This is a genomic window from Burkholderia sp. R-40, from assembly GCF_049942845.1.
Lineage (GTDB): Bacteria > Pseudomonadota > Gammaproteobacteria > Burkholderiales > Burkholderiaceae > Burkholderia > Burkholderia ambifaria.
Map to the genome: position 1 here is coordinate 194,828 of NZ_CP187967.1, position 22,677 is coordinate 217,504.

General features: G+C 68.9%; 14 protein-coding genes and 1 tRNA gene. 6 read left to right on the forward strand and 9 right to left on the reverse strand.

From position 1 onward, the window contains the following. Positions 1-134: 134 nt before the first annotated feature. Positions 135-2,222, forward strand: a complete 2,088-nt coding sequence (locus ACP26O_RS00845; protein ID WP_006751043.1) for a UvrD-helicase domain-containing protein — start codon at positions 135-137, stop codon at positions 2,220-2,222. A gap of 89 nt (positions 2,223-2,311) precedes the next feature. Here ACP26O_RS00845 and ACP26O_RS00850 read toward each other — a convergent pair whose 3' ends face one another. Beyond that, entirely contained in the window at positions 2,312-3,220 is a 909-nt protein-coding gene (locus tag ACP26O_RS00850) for a c-type cytochrome (RefSeq protein WP_011655658.1), read from the reverse strand. A 252-nt stretch (positions 3,221-3,472) separates the two neighbouring features. Between ACP26O_RS00850 and ACP26O_RS00855 the strand changes: the two genes are divergently transcribed. Both ACP26O_RS00855 and ACP26O_RS00860 read left to right on the forward strand, forming a co-directional pair. Continuing rightward, positions 3,473-3,548 (forward strand) — tRNA-Arg (locus ACP26O_RS00855). 250 nt (positions 3,549-3,798) lie between these two features. After that, a complete protein-coding gene (locus ACP26O_RS00860; RefSeq protein ID WP_175665523.1) occupies positions 3,799-5,346 on the forward strand; it encodes a TIGR04222 domain-containing membrane protein in 1,548 nt (515 codons plus the stop codon). 70 nt (positions 5,347-5,416) lie between these two features. Here the strand turns inward: ACP26O_RS00860 and ACP26O_RS00865 are convergent, their stop codons facing one another. From ACP26O_RS00865 to ACP26O_RS00890, 6 genes are read right to left on the reverse strand one after another with little or no spacing between them, the layout of a single operon-like run. Further along, positions 5,417-8,785 (reverse strand): glycosyltransferase, encoded by a 3,369-nt coding sequence (locus ACP26O_RS00865; RefSeq protein ID WP_175665522.1) that lies wholly within the window; start codon positions 8,783-8,785, stop codon positions 5,417-5,419. A gap of 2 nt (positions 8,786-8,787) precedes the next feature. Then, complete coding sequence (gene rffA, locus ACP26O_RS00870) at positions 8,788-9,945, reverse strand: dTDP-4-amino-4,6-dideoxygalactose transaminase (protein WP_175665521.1); 1,158 nt, start codon at positions 9,943-9,945, stop codon at positions 8,788-8,790. Positions 9,946-10,004: 59 nt separating this feature from the next. Next, entirely contained in the window at positions 10,005-10,652 is a 648-nt protein-coding gene (locus ACP26O_RS00875; protein WP_175665520.1) for a class I SAM-dependent methyltransferase, read from the reverse strand. Positions 10,653-10,662: 10 nt separating this feature from the next. Next, entirely contained in the window at positions 10,663-11,385 is a 723-nt protein-coding gene (locus ACP26O_RS00880; protein ID WP_155624608.1) for a WbqC family protein, read from the reverse strand. Continuing rightward, positions 11,382-12,767, reverse strand: coding sequence for an NAD(P)/FAD-dependent oxidoreductase (locus tag ACP26O_RS00885; protein ID WP_174947688.1), 1,386 nt, complete (start codon positions 12,765-12,767; stop codon positions 11,382-11,384). The genes ACP26O_RS00880 and ACP26O_RS00885 overlap by 4 nt, the downstream gene beginning before the upstream one ends. Further along, the gene (locus tag ACP26O_RS00890) at positions 12,764-13,549 is read right to left on the reverse strand and encodes a class I SAM-dependent methyltransferase (RefSeq protein WP_174947690.1); all 786 of its coding nucleotides are present in this window, start codon (positions 13,547-13,549) and stop codon (positions 12,764-12,766) included. The genes ACP26O_RS00885 and ACP26O_RS00890 overlap by 4 nt, the downstream gene beginning before the upstream one ends. Positions 13,550-13,955: 406 nt before the next feature. Here ACP26O_RS00890 and ACP26O_RS00895 point away from each other — a divergent pair, with 406 nt between their 5' ends. The 3 genes from ACP26O_RS00895 (at position 13,956) to ACP26O_RS00905 (ending at position 20,645) form a co-directional block, all read left to right on the forward strand. Then, positions 13,956-15,743, forward strand: a complete 1,788-nt coding sequence (locus ACP26O_RS00895) for a tetratricopeptide repeat protein (RefSeq protein WP_175665519.1) — start codon at positions 13,956-13,958, stop codon at positions 15,741-15,743. A 220-nt stretch (positions 15,744-15,963) separates the two neighbouring features. Then, on the forward strand, positions 15,964-18,162 hold the full coding sequence (locus ACP26O_RS00900; protein WP_175665586.1) for a tetratricopeptide repeat protein: 2,199 nt from the start codon (positions 15,964-15,966) through the stop codon (positions 18,160-18,162). After that, a complete protein-coding gene (locus ACP26O_RS00905) occupies positions 18,159-20,645 on the forward strand; it encodes a tetratricopeptide repeat protein (protein WP_175665518.1) in 2,487 nt (828 codons plus the stop codon). The genes ACP26O_RS00900 and ACP26O_RS00905 overlap by 4 nt, the downstream gene beginning before the upstream one ends. Before the next feature lie 241 nt (positions 20,646-20,886). On the opposite strand, the gene ACP26O_RS00910 is transcribed toward ACP26O_RS00905, so the two are convergent. Further along, the gene (locus ACP26O_RS00910) at positions 20,887-21,183 is read right to left on the reverse strand and encodes a flagellar protein FliT (RefSeq protein ID WP_069246849.1); all 297 of its coding nucleotides are present in this window, start codon (positions 21,181-21,183) and stop codon (positions 20,887-20,889) included. Between the two features lie 33 nt (positions 21,184-21,216). Then, positions 21,217-22,635: a flagellar filament capping protein FliD gene (gene fliD / locus ACP26O_RS00915; RefSeq protein WP_175665517.1), complete on the reverse strand. Its 1,419-nt coding sequence runs from the start codon at positions 22,633-22,635 to the stop codon at positions 21,217-21,219. Positions 22,636-22,677 lie beyond the last annotated feature (42 nt).

Here is a 22,677-nt window from a genome sequence, read left to right on the forward strand (position 1 = left end):
GGCGGGGTTCCCGAAAAGTGCGCCGCCGACGTGTTAACATGCGCGTCCTGCCCGTGTGTCCGCCTGCATTCCAGGCCTGCCGCGCGCGGCATCCTCCCGGCGTTCCGCCGTCAACCGCAACATCATCCGCCATCATGTCCGCAGGCCTCAACCCCGCTCAGAACGAAGCGGTGCGCTACCTCGACGGTCCCTGCCTCGTGCTCGCCGGCGCGGGCAGCGGCAAGACCCGCGTGATCACGCAGAAGATCGCGCACCTGATCGAAGCGAAAGGCTTCGAGCCGCGCCACATCGCGGCCGTCACGTTCACGAACAAGGCCGCCGCCGAAATGCGCGAGCGCGTGTCGAAGCTGCTGGAGGGCAAGACGCTCACCACGCCCGGCAAGGAAGGCCGCAAGGTTCCCGTCAATCAGCTCACCGTGTGCACGTTCCACTCGCTCGGCGTGCAGATCCTGCGTCAGGAGGCCGAGCACGTCGGCCTGAAGCCGCAGTTTTCGATCATGGATTCGGACGACTGCTTCGGGATGATCCAGGAGCAGATCGGCACCACCGACAAGGGCCTGATCCGCAAGATCCAGAGCACCATTTCGCTGTGGAAGAACGGCCTGATCATGCCCGACGAGGCGATGACGATCGCGGCCAACGAGGACGAGCACCAGGCGGCGCTGGTCTACCGCAACTACGTCGCGACGCTGCATGCGTACCAGGCGGTCGACTTCGACGACCTGATCCGCCTGCCGGCCGAGCTGTTCGCGAAGAACGAACAGGTGCGCGACCGCTGGCAGAACAAGCTGCGCTATCTGCTGATCGACGAATACCAGGACACCAACGCGTGCCAGTACGAGCTGCTGAAGCAGCTCGCCGGCCCGCGCGCCGCGTTCACGGCGGTGGGCGACGACGACCAGGCGATCTACGGCTGGCGCGGCGCGACGCTCGAAAACCTCGCGCAGCTCGGCAAGGATTTCCCGAAGCTGCACGTGATCAAGCTCGAGCAGAACTACCGGTCGACCGTGCGGATCCTGACCGCCGCGAACAACGTGATCGCCAACAACCCGAAGCTGTTCGAGAAGAAGCTGTGGTCCGAGCACGGGATGGGCGACTCGATCACCGTCACGCCGTGCAACGACGAGGAACACGAAGCCGAATCGGTCGTGTTCCGGCTGTCCGCGCACAAGTTCGAGCGGCGCGCGCAGTTCCGCGACTACGCGATCCTGTATCGCGGCAACTTCCAGGCGCGGATCTTCGAGCAGGTGTTGCGGCGCGAACGGATCCCGTACGTGCTGTCGGGCGGCCAGTCGTTCTTCGACAAGGCCGAGATCAAGGATCTGTGCGCGTACCTGCGCCTCATCGCCAACGCCGACGACGATCCCGCGTTCATCCGCGCGGTCACGACGCCGCGCCGCGGGATCGGCAACACGACGCTCGAGGCGCTCGGCTCGTTCGCCGGCCAGGCCAAGGTGTCGCTGTTCGAGGCCGTGTACATGGGCGGGATCGAGGCGCGGCTGTCCGCGCGGCAGGTCGAGCCGCTGCGGATGTTCTGCGACTTCATCCAGCGCCTGACGGATCGCGCGGACAAGGAGCCCGCGACCGTCGTGCTCGACGACATGATGGAGGCCATCCACTACGAGGCCTACCTGTACGACGCGTTTGACGAGCGGCAGGCCCAGTCGAAGTGGCAGAACGTGCTCGAATTCCTCGAGTGGCTGAAGCGCAAGGGCACGAAGCCCGAGACGGAAGCCGTCGACGGCGAGGCGGAAGGGTTCCACAACGCGGACGGGCTCGCCGATACCGGCAAGAACCTGCTCGGCCTGATCCAGACCGTCGCGCTGATGTCGATGCTGGAAGGCAAGGACGAGGATCCGGACGCCGTGCGGCTGTCGACCGTCCATGCATCGAAGGGCCTCGAGTATCCGCACGTGTTCCTGGTCGGCGTCGAGGAAGGCATCATGCCGCACCGCGGCGGCAGCGAGGACGACGGCCCGATCGACAGCGAGCGGATCGAGGAGGAGCGCCGGCTGATGTACGTCGCGATCACGCGCGCGCAGCGCAGTCTGCATCTGAACTGGTGCAAGAAGCGCAAGCGGGCGCGCGAGACGGTCGTGTGCGAGCCGTCGCGCTTCATCCCCGAGATGGGGCTCGACGAAGCGCCGCCGCCGACGCCGGAAGAAGCGCCGATGACGCCGAAGGACCGGCTCGCGAGCCTGAAGGCGTTGTTGCAGAAGTGATATGCGCGCGGGCCTTCGTTTCGGCCTCCGCAAAACAAAACCCCCCGCGATGCGTGTGCATCGCGGGGGTTTTTTCTGGCCGGCAGGCGTTATTTCGACGCGTTGACCATGTAGTCGACGGCCGCCTTCACGTCGGCATCGGACGCGTTCGACCCGCCCTTCGGCGGCATCGCGCCCTTGCCGTGCAGCGCGTAGTTGTAGACGGTATCCATCGACTCCTTCAGGCGCGGCGCCCAGTCGTCCTTGTTACCGAACTTCGGCGCGCCGAGCACGCCGGCCGCGTGACACGCCTGGCACACCTGCGTGTACAGCGCCTTGCCGGCCGATGCGGCGTCGGCGCTGGTCGGTGCGGCCGCGGGCTTTTCGCCAGCCTTCGGAATCGCGGCGATCGCGGCCATTGCGGCGGCGGCTTGCGCGTTGGATGCGTCGGCGCCCGATGCGCCAGCCGTGGCCGCCGCGCCCGCCGCGCCGCTGGCTGCCGGCGCCGCATTGGCGGCTGGGGCAGCCGGCTCGGGGAAGTTCGCGCCGTCGTTGTTCGCCATGTAGACGATCGCACGGGCGATTTCATAGTCGCTGACGTCGTCGGGGTTCGTGCCGCCGCGCGGCGGCATCGCGCCCTTGCCGGACAGCGCCGTCTTCAGCAGCGTGTCGAAGCCCTGCGAGATGCGCGGCGCCCAGTCGTCCTTGTTGCCGACCTTCGGCGCGCCGGCGGCGCCCGTGCCGTGACAGGTCACGCACACGGCCTTGTAGACTTCCTCGCCGGTCTTGTACGTGCGGGGCGCGTTGGCGTCCTTCACGTCGACCTTCGCGATCGGTGCGATGCGCGCGGCGACCTGTTCGTCGGAGAGCGCGTCCGTGCCTGCGCCCGCACGGAACGCATGGTTGGCATAGGTGGCAAACAGGACGATCACGGCGATCGGAATCGCGAACGACGCAATGATGACGGCAATCAGCTGCCCGGGAGTTTTGACGGGAGATTCGTGGGGTGCTTCGCTCATGCTTGCCTCGTCTCCATTAATAGGAATTGTGAGCGCGGTGCAACGGCAAATGGCAGTCCAATGAAGCACGGACGATTATAGACGGAACGTTTACATCACGGCGAGCGGTGCGAAGGCGCGTGTTTACCCGCACGAAAGGGAGCCGGGTGGGGATTCGGGCGGGCAAGGTGGACGCGTCATGGGAAACCGGGTATCCTTGCCGTCTTGCCAATGGTGGGCGGCCGGTTTATCAGGGTCGGTTCACTGTCACACGCGCCCGTAGCTCAATGGATAGAGTACTGCCCTCCGAAGGCAGGGGTTGCTGGTTCGATCCCAGCCGGGCGCGCCAAATGGCCTGATTCCAGGCACCGAATTTCCCGATCCGTTTTCCCCGAATTCGCTGAAGCGTTGCATTGCGCAATCGGCCGAATCCCTGTGGCTTCCGATGTCGCGTCGTCTCGTCGGCACCGTGGCATCTCGGCATCCGCCGGTCGTTTCCAGCGCCGGTTCGCTGCCGCGCCGTCATGCGAGAATCCCCCACACCGACAACTCCAAGCGTCGATCGCGGCGGCCGTCCGCGCATCGCGCCGACTCTCCCGATGGCAGCCATCCCGTCTCTCCCGAGCGCAGGCGATCCCCGCGCGCTGACCGATGCGCAGCAGGCACTCCTCACGCGCTTGCTTGCCTATTCCCCCGACGACCCGCACGCCGCGCTGCCATACAGCCGCCGCCTCGCCGAAGCGGAAGGCTGGACGCATGCGCGCGCGCTGGCCGTGATCGACGAATACAAGCGCTTCGCGTTTCTCGCGCAGGCAGCCGGACACCGGGTCACGCCGTCGGTCGCGGTCGATGCCGCATGGCACCTGCACCTGCAATACACGCGCGAATACTGGGACGTGTTCTGTGCCGACGTGCTGCGCGCGCCGCTGCATCACGTGCCGGGCGCGGGCGCGCCCGACGAGGCCGCGCAGTACGCGCGGCACTACCGGCAGACGCTCGACAGCTACCGCAGGCTGTTCGGCTGCGAGCCGCCCGAAGCGATCTGGCCGCGCCCCGTCGCCGAGCCGGCCGTGCCCGCCGACGCCCCGGTGCAGCGCGCGGAACTGCGCGACGGCCCGTCGAGCGAGCCCGCCGCGAGCCCGCGACGCTGGCGGCGCTTCGCGAAGTTCGCGTGGCCGACGGCGGCGATCAGCGTCGCGGCGACCTGCGCGAGCGCGAGCGATTTCAATGTGCTGGACTTCTCGGGGCCGGACTTTCTCGGGTTGTTCTACGTGCCGCTCTGCGTCGCCGCGCTGCTGCTGATCGCCGGCCTGCAGTGGATCGAATACCGCCACCGTGCGTGGGGAACGCGCGCCCCCGAATCGTCACCCGACCTGAGCGCGGAGGAAGCGGCGTATCTCGCGGGCGGCGGTGCGCGGATGGCGCAGGTCGCGATGCTGTCGCTCGCGCATGCCGGTGCGATTGAGCTGCGGATGAGCAAGGTCCACGGCGCGCGGGTGCGGATCGACGATCCGCGACACGCAGGCGCGTATGGCGCCGACTGGGAATGGCTGAGGCGGCAACCCGGCGGCGAGACGAGCTGCGACGCGTTTCGTCAGCGTCTCGCGTGGCGCGAAGCCGACTGCGCGGCAGCGTTGCAGCGCAAAGGCTGGCTCTGGGCACCGGGCGAGATGCGGGCGACGCGGATGGCCGCGCGCGCGATCCTGCTGCTCGTGTTCGGCGCGGGCGCGGCGAAGCTCGCGGTCGGCCTGACCCGCGGCCGGCCCGTGCTGCTGCTGATGATTGTCATGGCGGCGTTCATGGTCGCGTACCACTTCATGGTCGGACGCCTGCCCGGCTTCGGGCGCGGCGGCATGACGCGCGGCGGCGAGGCGGCGCTCGACGCGCACCGCGACCAACGCCGGGGCGACCGCGCGACGCCGGACGGGCTCTTGTGGACGGCCGCGCTGTTCGGCGCCGGCGCGCTCGCCGGCACCGTGTGGGCCACGCATTCGAAAGTGCTGATGGCGCCGCCGCCCGTCGCCGTGCAAACCGGCGGGTCGAGCGGTTCGTCCGACTCGGACGCCGGGGACAGCAGCAGTTCGAGTTCGTGCGGTTCGTCGAGCTCATGCAGCTCGAGCAGTTGCGGCGGCTGTTCGAGCAACTGAGCACAGGGCGCGCTGCCGGGATAGCGCGCCGTGCCGCCAGCGTCAGGCAGGCGGCACGGCGCGCGCCGACTTACGCGATCGCGGCATCGGCGGGCGTGCGTGCCTGCGCGGCACGCCCGTCGCCCGCCTCGACGATCAGCGTCCAGTCGAACGCCGGCTGTGCGCAGAGCTGCTCGACGGTGGCCGTGTACTCGTGCGCGGGCGCGTGCAGGTAGCGCACCTTGTCGGTCCATTCGGGCAGCGGCGCCTGCGACGAAGTCACCACGACCGCCAGCAGATCCTGCTCCGGCCGCCGTGCGATTTCCTGCAGGCTCAGCCGGACCTTGTCGAGGTCGCCGTCGGCGTCCAGGATCAGCGCGCCGGGGATCGGCGCATCCGGCCGGCCGGGCGGGTTGCCGATCGCGCCTTTGTCGATGCACTGCTGATACACGTGGCGATAGCGCGGCAGCGCCTGCTGCAGCGCGTGATGCTTGCGGACCTTCGCCTGCGCCGTGCGCGCGAGCCCGCGGCGCAGCGCCGGGTTCGCGATCAGCCGGTCGAGCGCGTCGACCCAGGCCTGCGGCGCATCCGGGACCAGCAGGCCGTCGCAGCCGTCGTGCAGCGCGAAGCGATAGGCTGGCCGGTCGCTGACGATCGAGGCGATGCCGGCCGCCGCGTATTCCTGCCACTGGATCGTGCTCGTGCCGGCGTTGTAGTCGTGGTCGGCGAGCGGCAGCAGCGCGATGTCCCAGCGCCGTTCCGGCAGGCGTCGTGCGTGCGCGTCGTAGTCGTGAAGCTCGGGCTCGCACCCGGCGGCCGGGTGGCCGGCCCAGCCCGGCGGGACGTCCGCGCCGACGAAACTCACCCTGACCTTGCCGGGATGGCGCGCGCAGATCGCCTGCAGCGCCGCGTCGACGAGCGCGAAGTTGTCGGCGCGCAGCGACGCGCCGGCGATGCCGATCGTCACGCAGTCGTCGCCGCGCGCCGCCACGGGGCGGTAGAACCGGTCGAAGTCCACGCTGTCGGGCAGCACGTGAACGCGCGGGTGCGACAGCCGGTAGCGGCTGGCGATGAACGGCGTGGATACGATTACGGCGTCCGCGTTGCGCAGCACGAGCTCGATCCCCGCGCGGGCCATCCCGCCTTGCGCGGCGAGCGGATGCGTGGCCGGCAGGTCGGTCAGCAGGTCGTCGGTCTCGTAGATCACCGGCTTTTCATGCTTGAAGATCGTATACAGGTCGTTGCCCGTCAGCATGCCGGGCGTCAGCCGGTGCAGCAGGATGGCGTCGGCCGTGGCCAGCGCGCTGCTGTCGAGCTGGCCGTCCCGGAAGCCCGGGACGAGTTCCCATTCGTCGTTCAGCAGACCGAACGGCAGCGTGAGGCGAATTCGCGACGACGCGCATGCGTCCGGATCGATCGAATACACGATCAGGCGCTTGCGGCGCGGTGCGGCGTCCGCAGTTGCGGCGACGGGCGCCAGCGTCCGGTTCTCCGCCAGCAGCCGTGCGTACAGCGCACCGTGGCGCGCGGCGTTGCGGCCGATGTCGTGCTGCGCGCGGATCGCATCCTGCGCGGCCGCGGCGAGTTGCGCGCGGGTTTGCGGATGCTCGATCAGGTGCGCGATCGCGTCGACCCACGCGTCGGCGGTGTCGGCGACGAGCCAGCCCGTGCGGCCGTGGACAACCGGGCAGCCTTCCGCCGGCGTGGCGACGAGCACCGTGGCCGCGCCGGCCGCCGAGCATTCGAGCCATGCGCGCGGCGGCGCATCGTCGCGCAACGTGACCGGTGCCGTGACCAGCGCGATGTCGAGGTCCGCGCGCTTCAGCGCGTCGGCGTAGCTGTCGTAAGGGGCAGGCTCCGCGATCAGCGTGACGTCCGGTTCGCGGTCCCAGCCGGCCGGCAGCGCCGCGCCGACGAACGACACCCGGAGCCTCCCCGGAAACCGGCGGCGGAGCTCGGCCAGCGCCTGGCGGACCTGCTCGAGACGCACGCCGTCGAGACCGGTGCCGGAAACCGCGAGGTTCACGTGGTCGCGCACGCCGGGCGCTGCACGGTGCAGACGTTCGAGATCGACGCCGGTCGGCAGCACGTGGACCGATGCGTTGACATGACGGTACTGCCGCACCAGCGCTTCCGACGGCACGACGAGCGCATGCGCGCGCTGCACGGCGCTGCGGATGCCCGCCTTGCGGCGCGCGTTGTCGGCCGCGCCGGGGATGTCGGCGAGCAGCGTGTCGAGCGGCGCGTCGATCTCGAGGACGACCGGCTTGCCGAGCGAGAACAGGTGTTCCAGCGTGGCGGCGGACAGCAGGCCCGGCGTGTCGCCCTGCAGCACGATCAGGTCCGCGCGCTGCAGCGCGTCGGGATCGATGCCGGCTTGCGTGACAGGGAAAGTCAGCGCCCATTCGCGGTCCAGCCGCGCGAACGGCTGCGCGAAGCGCAGGCTGGTGCGCGCGTGGTCGGCCGGTTCGGCGGTGACGACCGCGATGCACGCGCGCGGCGCGGACGCGGGCTGTCCCTGGGCGGCGGCGCCCGTCGCGACGGCCTGCGCATCCAGCTTGTCCGCGTGGGCCTGGGTCCGCTCGACGAAGTTCTGCAACTGCTGCCAGAACGTCTCCTCTTCCTTCAGGTAGACGCTGCGCGCTTCGTGAACGGTGGCCTTCGCGTGGGCGATCTCGTGTTCGTCGAGCCCCCACGCGATGCCCTTGCCGTCCATCACCCACCGGGTCGGCTCCGACAGCGACGCGTCATTCATGATGCACACGACCGGGCAGCCGCACATCAGCGCTTCGAACACGGCGGTGGACCATTCGTACATGTACATGCACTCGACCTGTCGGAACAGCGCCGCGAGTTCGTGCGCCGAACGTTCCGGCACGCGGGTCGAGATTTCGATCGACTCGGCGGTGACCGGATGCAGCGTGCCGCCGCGCCGCAGGTGGCGATTGATGAAGACGGCCGTGCCGTTGCGGCGGGTGTCGTCGACACCGTCGCTGTTGAAGATGCGCGTGTCGACCAGCGGCATGCGCAGCAGGTCCGCCTTCCAATCTTCGGGCACCAGCGACGGCCCGAACGTGAAGATGAGGTCGTCCGGCTGCAGGCTGATCGGTTCGCCGTTGATGCGGCCGGGCTCGGCCAGCAGGTAGCGCGCGACGCAGCGCGCGTTGAACGGATTGCCGGCGACGACGTCCGGATAGACGACGATCGGGCTGCGATTCGCGCGGGCGTGCGCCTGCACGATGTCGTGGGTCAGCGGCGGCGTGCGCAGGTCGGGATGCACGACCGGCGTGCAGACGTACGCTTCGTGGCCGAGCAGGTTCAGCACGTGGCACAGGTAGTGCATCGCGCGGATCCCGCCGGAGGTTTGCCGGAAATTCGGCGCGTGTATGTAGTACGGGTGGTCGAGTCGCGTAAAGATGCGCGAACCGCCGTGCGCCAAGCCAGGTTGGGGAGTCGTCATCGTTATCGGGTGCGGTAGAAGTCGAAGACCACGTCGAGGATGCGATCCTGTTCGGCTTCGGTCATGTCGTGGTACAGCGGCAGCCGGACGAGCCGGTCGGCGACGAGGTCCGTCACCGCCATGCCGGACCCGCAGCGCCCGTAGCGCTGGCCGGCCGGCGAACTGTGCAGCGGCACGTAGTGGAACACCGCATTCACGCCCACCGCGCGGATCTGCTGCAGCAGCTCGGTGCGTTCGGCGAGGTCGCGTGCGAGGAAATAGAACATGTGGCCGTTGCCGCGCTCGGCGAGCGAAATCGCGGGCAGCTCGATCAGCCCGTCCGCGTGCAGCGGCTGCAGCGCGTCCTGGTAGCGCTGCACGGTCGCGCGCCGCTGCGCGGTGATCACGTCCGCGTGCTCGAACTGCGCGTACAGGAACGCCGCGATCAGCTCGCCCGGCAGGAACGACGAGCCGACGTCGACCCAGGTGTACTTGTCCACCTGCCCGCGGAAGAACTGACTGCGGTTGGTGCCCTTCTCGCGGATGATCTCCGCGCGCTCGACGAGGCGCGGGTCGTTGACCAGCAGCGCGCCGCCTTCGCCCGAGATCACGTTCTTGGTCTCGTGGAAGCTGAGGCACGCGAGGTGGCCGAGGCTGCCGAGCGGCTTGCCGTTCCACGTCGACTGCAGCGCCTGGGCGGCGTCCTCGATCACCCACAGGTCGTGGTCCGCCGCGAGCTGCCCGATCGCGTCCATGTCGCATGCGACGCCCGCGTAGTGCACCGGCACGATCGCGCGCGTGCGCCTGGTGATCGCGGCGGCGATCTGCGTCTCGTCGAGGTTCAGCGTGTCGCGGCGGATGTCGACGAACACCGGCGTCGCGCCGCGCAGCACGAACGCGTTGGCGGTCGACACGAACGTGTAGGACGGCATGATCACTTCGTCGCCGGGCTGCACGTCGGCGAGGATCGCGGCCATCTCGAGCGCGGCCGTGCACGAGTGCGTGAGCAGCGCGCGCTGGCAGCCGACGCGCGCTTCCAGCCAGCGGTGGCAGAGCTTCGTGAACGCCTGGTCGCCGGCGAGGCCGCCCTGCTCGACCGCTTTCGCGATGTAGTAGAGCTCCTTGCCGACCACGAACGGGCGGCCGAACGGAATGCAGTCGAGGTTGGGTGGGCCGAACATGGTCAGGCTCCGCGTCAAGGGGTGGGACGTTCGGCCGCGCGGCTCGCGCGCGGCGCCGCTCAGATGTCCTTGCGGACGAGAATCGTGAATTCGTACAGGCCGTAGTCGTGCAGCAGCGCGACGTGGCGCGAATAGCGGCGCTTGCAGCGATCGAACAGCGCGCACGGGTCCGCGTAGTACAGGAGGTCCGGGCGCATGAACGGCGGATCGGAATACGACGTCAGGCAGTTGAACGCGAAGCCCAGTCGGCTCGTCGCGTGCAGCGTGTCGAGCGTCGCGTGGATGTAGTCGAGCCACGCGTCGTCGTCGTGACCGCGCCTGACGTTGAAGATGCCGGATGCGATCCCGTAGTCCGACGCGGCCTGCGGCACCGCGCCGACATGAAACGCGACGTTCGCGTCGTCGCGGTAGCGCTGCCGCGCGGCGTCGACCATGTCGGACGAGATGTCGTAGCCCGCATACGCGAAGCCGTCCGGCAGCGCGCGCGCCTTCATGAAATCGACCAGCGCACCGTAGCCGCAGCCGATGTCGTTCACCGAGTGGCCGCCGGACGCGGGCAGGATCTTCGTCAGTTGTTCGAAGCGCAGGAACTGGCCGGTTTCGCCGTTCCAGTCGACGCCGCGCGCGGTCGCGCCGTGCTCCGCCAGCCGCGCGCTGTAGTACGCGGCCACTTCTTCCAGCAGGCTCGCATGCCGGGATTCGCTCATGGACATCGCCTCAGTCTTTCGAGGTCAGCGCGTACCGGCGCGCTTCGGGACCGCAGTTGAACAGCACGTCGAGCACCGTCACGCCGTGGACGAAGTCGCCCCACTGCTGCGGATACTCGGGATAGGTCGGATAGTCGAACCAGCGCACCGCGACGCCGGCATCGGCGAACAGGTTCTCGTCGAGGTAGCTGCGCGCGGCCGGGCCGGACAGGTACTCGGTCGCGCCCGCCTGCACGCACAGGTTCAGCAGCTTCTCGGTGCGGTCGCCGTGCAGCGCATAGTCCGACGTCGACGACACGCGCGTGCCGATCTCCAGTTGCCGGAGGACCCACGTCAGCATCGCGACATTCAGCTCGCTCAGCATCCCGTAGGTGCGACCGGTGTAGAGCGCTTCGAGCTCGTCCGCATAGCGCGCGAAGTGCGGGGCGCGCGCGTAGTTCTGCTGCAGGGCCTTCCAGTGCAGCGGCGCCCAGTCGGCGCCGTCGATCTCGGTTTCGCGGATCGACTGGTGATACTTGCCCTTCACCTTCACCGGCACGCTCAGCCATTGCACGCCCTGCGGCGTCTTGATCTGGTTGCGGTTGCGCCAGTCGCGGCGCGTGTACTGCGCGTCATCGTAGAGGATGAACTCGTCGCTGGCGGCGATCAGGTCGAAGTAGCCCTTCCACGGAATGTAGTTGGACTGGACGATCGCCACCCGCTTCGCGTCGCGGTTCATGGTCGCACCGCTCATGCCGGAATGTGGCCGTACCGGTACATGTCGACGAGCTCGGGCGGAATGCCCCAGTCCGTTGCGCCCAGCTTGTCGTGCAGCGCCTCCAGGTCCGCGCGCATCGCGTTCTGGAGCTGTTCGACCATGCGGTTGCGCGCCGGCACGAAGTCGTGCTGGTATGCGGCATTGATCTGATGGCGTACCGTCTTCGCGATCGCGGCCTCGCGCGTCATGTTGCGGATCAGCGGGCGTTCGGGCGCGAGTTCCGCGTAGCGCGGATCGATCGGCTCGCCGCGCATCGCCGCGACGAGATCACGGCTCAGCACCGGCGACAGGTGGAAGCCGTCGCGCTTGGTGCCGCCGAGAATCCACAGGTCGCGCACGCTGGTTTCGCCGAACAGCGGATACAGGTCGGACGTCGTCGGCCGCCAGCCGACGTTGACGTTGACCAGGTTCGCGCGCGAGAAGCGGGTGTTGATCTGGTCCATCGCGGACTTGAGCAGCGTGTACGCGCTGCCGGCGTGGCCGTGCTCGTGCGGCACCGGGCTGATGTAGTTGCTGGCGCCGACGAGGGTCCGGTCAGGCCCGTGCGGCGCCGAATACACACCGCACGCGAGGCCGCGGTTGGTCGTGCGCACGCAGTGCGTGTGCACGTTCTCCGCGCTCTGCAGTTCGATCGACATGCCGACGCCGTAGAACATCCGCTGCACCGGCAGCTCGGGCAGGCTCGCCTGCAGCACGCGCGTCACGTTGGCGCCGTTGCAGAGGATGAAGCGGTCCGCGCCGAGCACGCTGCCATCGGACAGGCGCGCCCCGGTGACGCGTCCGGCCGCGGTGTCGAGCCGCTCGACCTCGGCGTCGATGAAGCGCACGTTGCCGGCTTGCGCGACCGACTCGGTCAGCGCGTCGAGAAACTGTTTCGGATTGACCCAGCCTTCGCGCTTCAGGAAGACCGCCTTCAGCGCGCGATAGCGCGGGTCCGGATGATAGTTCGGGATGCCTGACGGATCGACCGCCTCGCAGGGCTCCTCGAATTCGCGGCAGAACCGCTGCATGGCCGCGAAGTTCTCGTCGTCGAGCGCGTCGGTCGCCGCGTTGTTCAGCACGAAGGTGCCGAAGCCGTGCGCGACCGCGCGCTCCGGCGTGCAGATTTCAGCGAATACGGCGGGCCAGGCCGCCGTCGCGCCGCGGCTCAGCTCGAACTTGAAGCGGTCGATCGGCGTGCCGAGCGAATCGCCTTCCAGCTCGGTGAACGAATTGAGCATCGCCGCCGCAGCGCGCGTGGCCGAGCCGGGCCGATGCGCGTGGCCGACGATCACGAGCTCGACGCCCGGGTCCGCCCGCTGCCATGCGCGGGCCGTCATCAGGCCGAGAATGCCGTTGCCGAGGATGGCGATTTTCATTTGCGTGCGCCTCCACCTTCGGGGAATGACAGGTAGCACAGCGACGGATAGGCCGCCGCCTTGTGGATCCGGTGCGGACGGTTGCCGAGCAGGTCGCGCAGGTAATGGACGCCTTCCGCGGGCAGCTGGCCGCCGCGGGTGAGCTGCCAGAACGCGACGACGCCGCCGGGCACCAGCCGCTCCATCACCACGTCGAACGCGTGCCGGGTCGGCTCGATCACGTTCAGGTCGAACCATGCGAGCGCGACCATCTCGCCGGGATGCGCTTCGTCGAACGCCGCCAGCGTGTCGCGGCAGTCGCCTTCCCACACGTGGTGCTTGTCATGCACGTGCCCCATCGCGTTGCTGCGCTCGTGCAGGTTCAGCAGCTTGCGCAGCAGGTCGGCGTACTCGCCGGACAGCGAGTACGTGCCGTCGGAGAACAGCTTGCGGTCGCGCGTGTCGTGCTCGGCGAAGCCCGTGTAGCCCGTGAACGTGTCGAATGCATGGATGCGGCGCTGGAAGTTCAGCGGCTCGAGAATCGCGCGGAAGTTCTCGCACAGCACGGCGGTCTGCCCGCGCCACGTGCCGAGATCGAGGATCGCGCCCGGCAGCGGCACGATTTTTTGATAGATCTCAAAGGTCGCGAGAATGCGTGCGAGGAGCGAGCCGCGCACGAACAGGCCGAGCGACCGTTCCAGTTCCTCGCGCGTCGCGGGGTAGGTCTGCATCAGGTCGAACAGTTCGCGGCGCGCCGCGAGCTGATCGCCATCTGCGTTGGTGATGATCGCTGATTCGTGCATACACAGGGCTCCAGGCACAAAGGGTGTGACCGGACGAGCGCGTGTCGGCGCGGTGGCATCGAAATGCGCAACCGTCCGAGCGTCGCAGGTCGGACATCTTTCTGCGATCAAGTCTAGCGAGCACAGCCAGGATCGAATGTCGGATTAGCGGGTGGTTTCACCCCGCATTTCGATGGATGCGCGGGTTCCGGCGCGAATTCGGGGCGCCCGCGGGTGCGGCTTGCAGTAGCGGGAATAGCGACCAATTCCAGCACCTGCTCGCCAAATTGGAACGCGGCGTGCGCGAGGAGAATTCGGACACGTCGGAGATCGTCGTGTGCGTGCGTCCGCGGGCGAAGGCGTGCGCCGACGCAGCGGCGCCGGCCGCGATTCGAATCCCGTATTGGCTACCAGGACGACATAGCTCATGATGCCCACCTCCCCCGCCGCCGCCACGATCGAACAGGCGCTGGCGCACCATCAGGCCGACCGGCTGGACGAGGCCGAGACGCTGTACCGGCAGATCCTCGACACCGATCCCCGGCACGCGGACGCGCTTCACCTGCTCGGCCTGATCGGCCATCAGTACGGGCGCTATCAGGAGGCATCCGACCTGATCATGGCGGCGATCGAGACCAGGCCGGACCCGATGTACTACTACAACCTCGGCAACGTGATGCAGGCGGACAACCGTCACGCCGCCGCCGCCGAGTGCTTCCGTCTCGCAATCGAGCTGCGACCCGACTACGTCGATGCGTACAACAACCTCGGCAACGCGCTGCGGCTCGCCGGCGACGCCCGCGCGGCCGTCGATGCGTTCTGCCAGGCCATCGCGCTGAAGCCGGACAACGGCCAGGCCTACAACAACCTTGCGAATGCGCTGTTCGACCTGAACGAGATTCCGGCCGCGCTCGAGGCTTACCGGCACGCGGTCGCGCTGCGCCCCGAACTGCCGGAGCCGCGCAGCAACCTGCTGTTCGCGAGCCACTGCAGCGAAGCGTTCGACCACGACGCCTATCTCGCCGAGGCCGCGCGCTACGACGAAGTCGTCACGCGGTGCGCGACGCCGTGGACGGACTGGCTCGTCGACCTGACCGCCCGCGCCGGGCGGCCGCTCAAGGTCGGCATCGTGTCGGGCGACCTGAAGGCGCATCCGGTCGGCTATTTCATCGAGAGCATGCTGAAGCATCTCGACGCGAACCGGATCGAGATGCATGCGTACCCGACCCGCGACGTCGAGGACGACGTGACCGCCCGCATCAAGCCGGCCTTCGCGACGTGGACCTGCATTGCCGGCCTGAGCGACGAAGCGGCGGCCGCGCGTGTCCGCGCGGACCGCATCGACGTGCTGCTCGACGCGGCGGGCCACACGGTCTACAACCGCCTGCCGCTGTTCGCGTGGAAGCCGGCGCCGCTGCAGGCGAGCTGGCCCGGCTATTTCGCGAGCACCGGCGTGCGCGCGATCGACTACGTGATCGGCGACCGTCACGTGCTGCCGCCCGCCGAGGCCGCGCATTTCACCGAGCGGCCGTGGCATCTGCCGGACAGCTATCTGTGCTTCACGCCGCCGGCCGAGCCGATCGACGTCGGCGCGCTGCCGATGCTCGCGAACGGCCATCCGACCTTCGGCTATTTCGGCAAGCTCGCGAAGCTCACCGATCACGTCGTCGCGGTCTGGTCGCGCGTGCTGCAATCGGTCGCGGGCGCGAAGCTGTTCGTGAAGGCGGAGCATCTCGACGATCCGCGCGAGCAGCAGGCGCTTGCCGCGCGCTTCGCGGCGCACGGCATCGACGCGCAGCGCCTGATCCTCGAAGGCCGCTCGCCGCGCGCCGAATACCTGGCCGCGTACTGGCGCGTCGACCTGATGCTGAGCCCGTTCCCGTATCCGGGCGGTACGACGACCGCCGAAGCGCTGTGGATGGGCGTGCCCGTGCTGTGCCGCCGCGGCGAGCGCTTCCTGTCGCACATCGCCGAGAGCCTGCTGCATTCGGCGCGGCTGCCCGAGTGGATCGCGCACGACGACGACGCGTATGTCGCGAAGGCCGTCGCGCAGGTCGGCCAGCCCGCCGAGCTGGCGGCGCTGCGCACGACGCTGCGCGCGCAGGTGCTCGCGTCGCCGCTGTGCGACGCGCCCCGCTTCGCGCGCCACTTCGAGGACGCACTGCACGGCATGTGGGCGCAGCACGTCGAAGCCGCGCCGGCCGCATCGGTGTGAGGCCGCTCACGACGTGACGTGCGTGGGCACTTCCACGCCGGCGGCAAGCGGAACACCGCGCCGGCCGACGTGATCGTCATTCCGACGGGGGGCGCGTGCGCGACACCGTCGTCGGGATGGCACGCGATGGGATGGCGGCGTCGGCCGTGATGATCGGGCATGGCGGCAGGCGGATCGACTTCGGACACGATCCGCATTCCTAATGAGCAAAGCAGACGAGATGGACGGAACAGGACAGGCATTGCAGGCGGCGCTGGCGCATCATCAGGCGGGGCGTCTCGCGGAAGCGAAGACGCTGTACGACGCGATCCTCACCGCGCAGCCGGGCCAGCCGGACGCGCTGCATTTTCTCGGGCTGCTGGCGTGCCAGCTGAAGCAGTACGACGCGGGGCTTGCGCTGATGGAGCAATCGCTCGTCGCGCGGCCGGACGCGTCGTACTTCAACAACCTGGGCAACATGCTGCGCGAAAGCGGCCGGCTCGACGACGCGATCGCGCACTATCGGCGCGCGGTGGCGCTGCGGCCGGACTATCCGGAGGCGCACAACAACCTCGGCAACGCGTTGCGCGACGCACGCGAGCCGGCGGCCGCGATGGCGAGCTGCGCGCGCGCGATCGAGCTGCGCTCCGGTTACGCGGAGGCGTACAACAACCTCGGCAACGCGTTGCAAGACCTGGACGACCTCGATGGCGCCGCCACGCACTACGGCCGCGCGATCGAGCTGGACCCGTCGATGGCGATGGCCCACGCGAACTTGAGCGCGGTGCGTCACCGGCAGCTGCGCTGCGCGGAAGCGCTCGTGCATGCGCAGGACGCGATCCGGCTCGCGCCGAACCTCGCCGAAGCACACAACCACGCGGGCAACGCGTATCACGGACTGGACCGGCTCGACGCGGCGCAAGCCAGCCATCGCACGGCCGTCACGCTGAATCCGGCGGACGCCGGCGCGTGCCACAACCTGGCCGTCGTGCTGCTGAAGCTGCAGCGGCTCGACGAGGCGCTGGTGTATTGCCGGCAGGCGTTGCAGGCCGGCCCGCCGGCCGTGTTGATGCACGTCAATCTCGGCGACATCCTGCGCGCGCAGGGCAACGTCGATGCCGCGGTCCACGCGTATCGCGATGCGCTTGCGCTGGTGCGCGATGACGCCGACGACGTCGCGGCGACCGTGCTGAACCGGCTGCTGTTCAGCGCGGCGGCGTCCGCTTGCGTGAACCCCGCCGACTACCTGGCCGACGCGCGGCGCTACGGCCGGCACCTGGCCGCACGTTCGACGCGCCATGCGCACGATCCGCGCGAGCGGGCCGCGCGCGCGCAGGGGCGGCCACTGCGCGTCGGCTTCGTGTCTGGCGACCTGCGCCTGCATCCGGTCGGCATCTTCCTGGAAAGCGTGCTTGCGCACCTCGAGCGCACGCGCATCGACCTGCGCGTGTACGTGACCACGGACGAGGAGGACGCGATCACCGCGAAACTGAAGCCGCACGCGAGCGGCTGGCGTTCGATCGCCGCGCTGGATCCGGAGGCGGCCGCGCGGATGATTCACGACGACGAAATCGACGTCCTCGTCGACCTCGCGGGCCATACGCAGTCGAGCGGGCTTCCCGTGTTCGGCTGGAAACCCGCGCCGGTGCAGGCGAGCTGGCTCGGCTTCTTCGCGTCGACCGGCTGCGACGCGATCGACTACTTCATCGGCGACCGCTACACGCTGCCGGACGCCGAAGCGCATCACTTCGTCGAGAAGCCGTGGCGGCTGCCGGACAGCTTCCTGTGCTTCACGCCGCCGGCCTGCGACGTCGAGGTCGGCCCGCTGCCGATGGCGGCGAGCGGCCATCCGACGTTCGGTTGCTTTGGCCAGCTCGTGAAGATCGGCGACGACGTCGTGCGCGCGTGGTCGCGCATCCTGCACGCGCTGCCGGACGCGCGGCTGCTGCTCAAGGCGCACGAGCTCGGCCGCGAGGGCGTGCGCGACGCGACCGCCGCGCGCTTCGCGCGGCATGGCATCGGCGCGGACCGGCTGATCCTCGAGGGCGGTTCGCCGCGCGCGGAATACTTCCACGCATATAACCGCATCGACGTCGCGCTGAGCCCGTTTCCGTACCCGGGCGGCACGACCACGGCCGAAGCGCTGTGGATGGGCGTGCCGGTGCTCGGGATGAAGGGCAGCCGGTTCGTCACGCACATCTGCGAAAGCGTGCTGCACGCGGCGGGCATGGGCGAATGGGTCGCTGACGGTGAGGACACCTACGTCGCGAAGGCGATCGCGGCGGTGCGCGACCGCGAGCGGCTCGCGACGCTGCGCGCCGAGCTGCGCGCGCAGCTGCTCGCGTCGCCGTTGTGCGACGCGCGCCGGTTCGCGGCGCATCTCGAAGCGGCGTTCATCGGCATGTGGCAACGCTATACGAACTCGGAACACGAAGCATGAACGATATCCACGACACGCTGCAGTCCGCGCTGGCGCACCATCAGGCGGGGCGTCTCGCCGAAGCGAAGACGTTGTACGACGCGATCCTCACCGCGCAGCCGGGCCAGCCGGATGCGCTGCATTTCCTCGGGCTGCTGGCGTGCCAGCTGAAGCAGTACGACGCGGGGCTCGCACTGATGGAGCAATCGCTCGTCGCGCGGCCGGACGCGTCGTACTTCAACAACCTGGGCAACATGCTGCGCGAAAGCGGCCGGCTCGACGACGCGATCACGCACTACCGGCGCGCGGTGGGGCTGCGGCCGGACTATCCGGAGGCGCACAACAACCTCGGCAACGCGTTGCGCGACGCACGCGAGCCGGCGGCCGCGATGGCGAGCTGCGCGCGCGCGATCGAGCTGCGGCCCGGTTACGCGGAGGCGTACAACAACCTCGGCAACGCGCTGCAGGACCTGGGCGAGCACGAGGCGGCGGCGGCGAGCTACGCCAAGGCGGTCGCGCACCAGCCGCAATACGCGGATGCGTACTGCAATCTCGGCAACGCGCTGCGTGCGCAGGAGAAATTCGACGATGCCGCGGATGCCTATCGTCGCGCCATCGCGCTGCAACCGGGCTTCCGTGTCGCGCACCAGGGGCTGAGCGAGACGCTGCGCGCGGCAGGTGATCTGCGGGGTGCGGTCGACCATGCGCGCGAGGGGCTCGATCCGGGCGACGCGGACGCGCACTGCGTACTGGCCAGGCTGCTGCAGCGCATGAGCGAGTTCGACAAGGCGGTCGAACTGCTCGAGCGGGCGATCGCGATCGATCCCGCGCATGCGCGGGCGTGGGCCTGGCTCGGCGACCTGCGCAACCAGCAGGGCGAATACGGGCAGGCCGTGCAGGCGTGCCGGCACGCGATCGAGCTCGATCCCGAACTGGCCGATGCGTACAATTTCCTCGGCTTCGCGTATCACAACCTCAACCTGCTGGCTGCGGCGGAGCTGAGCCACCGGCACGCGATCGACCTGAACCCCGATGATGCCGACGCGCATCACAACCTCGCCGCCGCGCTGTTTCGGCTCGAGAAGTTCGACGAGGCGATGAAGCACACCGAGATCGCGCGGGCGCTCGGCATCGATCCGCTGAAGGTCCAGATGACGCTCGGCGACATCCTGTGGGCGAAAGGGGATCTCGCCGGCGCGCTGGATGCGTTCCGCTCGGCGATCCGGCACGACCTGCATCGCGCGTATTCGCGGATGCTGTTCAACATGTCGAGTTCGCCCGCGTTCGAGCCGCAGGAGTGGGTCGCTGAAGCGCGCCGCTACGGCGAACATCTCGAGCGCGATGCGCTTGCGTTCGAGCACGACCGCGCGCAGCGTGTCGCGCAGGCGCAGGGGCGGCCGCTGCGCGTCGGCTTCGTGTCGGGCGACCTGCGGCAGCACCCGGTCGGCATCTTCCTGGAAAGCGTGCTCGCGCGGATCGACCGGTCGCGCATCGAGCCGCATGCCTATGTGACCTTCGTCGGCGAGGACGATGTGACCGCGCGGCTCAGGCCGAACTTCGCGAGCTGGAAGAAGGTGGTCAGCCTGGGCCGCGAGGAGGCCGCGCAACTGATCCGCGACGACGGCATCGACATCCTGATCGATATGGCAGGCCATACCAACTGGAGCGGCCTGCCGATCTTCGGGCACAAGCCCGCGCCGGTGCAGGCGAGCTGGCTCGGGTTCTTCGCGACGACCGGTTGCCGCGCGATCGACTATTTCATCGGCGATGCGCATACGCTACCGGCCGACGAGGCGCATCACTTCACCGAACGGCCGTGGCGGCTGCCGGACAGCTACCTGTGCTTCACGCCGCCGCCGTACGATGTCGCGGTCGGCCCGCTGCCGATGGCGACTCATGGCGGCGTCACGTTCGGCTGCTTCGGCAAGCTGATCAAGATCAGCGACGAGGTCGTCGCGCTGTGGTCGCGCATCCTGCACGCGCTGCCGGACGCGCGCCTGCTGCTGAAGGCCCATGAGCTCGGCGCCGGCGACGTGAACCAGGCGACGCTCGACCGCTTCGCGCGGCACGGCATCGGTGCGGATCGGCTGATCCTCGAAGGCGGCTCGCCGCGTGCGGAATACTTCGCCGCATACAACCGCATCGACGTCGCGCTGAGCCCGTTCCCGTACCCGGGCGGCACGACCACGGCCGAAGCGCTGTGGATGGGCGTGCCGGTGCTCGGGATGAAGGGCAGCCGGTTCGTCACGCACATTTGCGAAAGCCTGCTGCACGCGGCGGGCATGGGCGACTGGATCGCGACGGACGAGGATGCGTACCTCGCGAAGGCCGTCGCGTTCGCGCGCGACCGCGACGGGCTGGCGACGCTGCGTGCAACCCTGCGCGAGCGCGCGCTGGCGTCGCCGCTGTGCGATGCGTCGCGCTTCGCACGCAACCTCGAGGACGCGCTGCACGGCATGTGGGCAAGCTACGCGGCCGGCGAGACGGCGACCCGGGACTCGTGACGAGCGGGATCGCGCCACGGCTGGAAGCCGCGCTCGCGCATCGTCGGGCCGGCCGCCCGAGATGATCGACGCGGCCGTCGAGCGGGCGACGCGGGCGTAGCCGGCGCGATCCGGCGCGCGCTCCCGCCTGCAGGCGAAAAAAAAGCCGCATTGAAGCGGCTCGACGGTACGGCGACAACGGACCGCTCGACTGGCGGCGTCTTTTAATTCGATATGCGCGGCGGGCGAGACGCCCGGCCGGTCACAGCATGCCGGCCTTCTGGTACTGGCTCGCGGCCTTGATCCGCTCCTGGGACTGCGCAAATTCCGCAGCCAGGCGGTCACGGTCCGTCTGCGCATGCTCCGTGATCGACGCGTCGATCGCCATGATCTGCCGCACCTGGTCCAGCACGTCCGGGGTCTGCTCGCCGGACAGGTTCATCAGCAGCGGCGAGCGTTCGTCGACGAGTGCCGCGACGCGCACCCAGTCGCGTGCGTCGGCCGCCGACTGCATGGCACGGGTCAGGTCGAAGGCGCGGGACAGGGTGTCGTTCGTCATGGTTCGGCTCCGAAGGGGGGGGGCGGCCAAGGCTTACTTGTTGTTGGCCATCGCGCCGGCGCTGTTCTGGCCGCCGAACAGCTGGGTCAGGTAGCGGGTGTTGTTCGCCATCGTCGCCATCAGCGTGTTCAGCGCGGTGAACTGCGCATTGTATTGCTTGGTCAGCTGGTCCGAGTAGGTCTGCAGCTGCGTCGCCTGACCCTGCACGCTCTTCAGATCGGCGTTGATCGCGTTGGTGCGCTGGTCGATCAGGCCGGACGTCTGCGTGTACGAGTTGATGTTCGCATTGAGCGCCTGGGCGATGCCGTTCGTCTGGTTGAAGATCGCCGTCACCGCGGAACTGTTCGACTTGAGCGCGGTGGTCAGCGCGGCGGTGTCGACCGACATCGCGCCGGTCGAGTCCACGTTGATGCCGATGCTGCCGAGCGCATAGGTCGTGCCGCCCGTCGTGACGCCGCTGCTGAGCGTCGTCGCGAGTGTGTTCCTGATCGTGTTCATCATCGCGTCGCCGAGCAGCGGGCCGGCGGTCTTCGCCGTCGGGTCGTAGCTCGTCAGCGATTTCGCGGTATTCACGAAGTTGGTATACGCGGTCGCGAAATTGTTGATCGCGGTCGTCGCCGCGGCCGTGTCCTGCGACAGCGTGATGGTTTGCGTCGTGCCGACAGCGGCCTGCGACAGCGCCAGCGTGACGCCCGTCAGCGCGCCCGACACGTTGTTCGACGCGCTCGACACCGGCGTGCCGTCGATCGTCAGCTTCGCGTCGGCGGCCGGCGTGACCGTCGTGTACCCCGACGTCAGTTTCGAGTTGACGCCCGTGCCCGTGATCGAGATCGTGTTGGCTGCACCGGTGAGGTTCGACTGCATCACGAGATGCTGGCCGTCCGAACCGGTGATGACCGACGCGGTGACGCCGGCATTGCCGGACGCGGAGTTGATCGACGACGCGATGTCGGACAGCGACGCGCCGGCCGCCACGTTGACGTTGAACGCGGCGTTGCTGCCGAAGGTGATGCTCAGCGAGCCGGCCGAGATCGTGTCCGTCGACGTCACGCCGGCCGACGACAGCTTGTTGGCGGTCGCGAGCTGCGTGACATTGACCGAATACGAACCGGCCACCGCGCCGCTGCCGCTCTTGATCGACGTCGCGATGCCCGTGCCGCTCGCCGTCGCGGCCAGGCTGCCGAGCGCGGTGCCGTCCGAGAGGCCGGTGAGCGCGGTCTGCAGCGCGGACAGCGCCCCCTTCAGTTGGCCGATGGCGGACAGCTGCGTGTTGTCGTTCGTCTGCCGGGTCTGCAGGGTCTGCAATTGCCCGGCCGTCTTCGCGTTCACCAGCGTCGTGACGAGCGTATTGACGTCGAGCGACGAATTGGTCGCGCCGCTGATGATCGATTGACCTGCATTCGCCAGGATGGTGCTGATGTCCGTGCTGCTGACGGGGGTCGTGGTGGCCATGCCGTTGCTCCGGTCGTCCGCGCAATCAACGTGCGCGATGCG